General features: G+C 38.9%; 1 pseudogene. It reads left to right on the top strand.

Going from position 1 to position 687, the window contains the following annotated elements:
* Positions 1–512 (top strand): annotated as a pseudogene (locus tag ACT3RN_RS16025) (DNA polymerase III subunit gamma/tau); the annotation flags it as partial.
* Positions 513–687: the final 175 nt, after the last annotated feature.

Below are 687 nucleotides of genomic sequence, written 5' to 3'. Positions count from 1 at the left end.
CTGAACCAATTGTTGAGCCTGAACCAATTGTTGAGCCTGATGCAAATAATTCCCAGTTAACTTCTCAGCATGATGACCCTCGTGTTTTGCTACGTTGTCCAGCGCAGGAGTTAATAGGAGAGTGGACACCAGAAAAATGGGATTATTGGTTACAAACGGCACGCGAAGTAGATATCTTGGCTCCAGATGAGCTAGCGCTTGCTCGACAAGGTATGATGACAGGACTGTGTGACGGCAAGGCAGTCTTTGTAACTAGTGTGGATAGTCGTCACTTACAAGCTACTTTTCAGCAGTTAGCGGCTAAGCTGAAACAGCAGTTTACGCAAGCAAATATCGACCTAAAAATTGATGGTAGTATCATGATAGCTGAAAATAAAACACCTGAACGTCGCCAACAAAAACGTCTAGTACAAGCCACAGCGTTAGCAGAATCAAAACTGTTGAGTACGCCTGTGATGCAATATTTGACTGAGCGTGGTGAAGGAAGGATGGGTAAAGTACATTTGTATTAAGCAGTCAGAAAAAGTATTATTAAATTTATTTGAAATTCTATATAGTTGCCTAGTGAAATTTCCTTATAAAATATCAAGGTGAGGTTATACTATCATCTTGATATTTTTGTTTTTTGGACTTGTAAAACACAACCAATTCAGTACCTTTAGTTACTATAAGGTAAATTAAAAATTC

The sequence above is a fragment of the Psychrobacter sp. AOP5-GZ1-6 genome, from assembly GCF_052376345.1.
Classification (GTDB): domain Bacteria; phylum Pseudomonadota; class Gammaproteobacteria; order Pseudomonadales; family Moraxellaceae; genus Psychrobacter.
The sequence above is the reverse complement of the archived record's forward strand: the minus strand, read 5'-3'. Positions and strand labels throughout refer to the sequence as shown.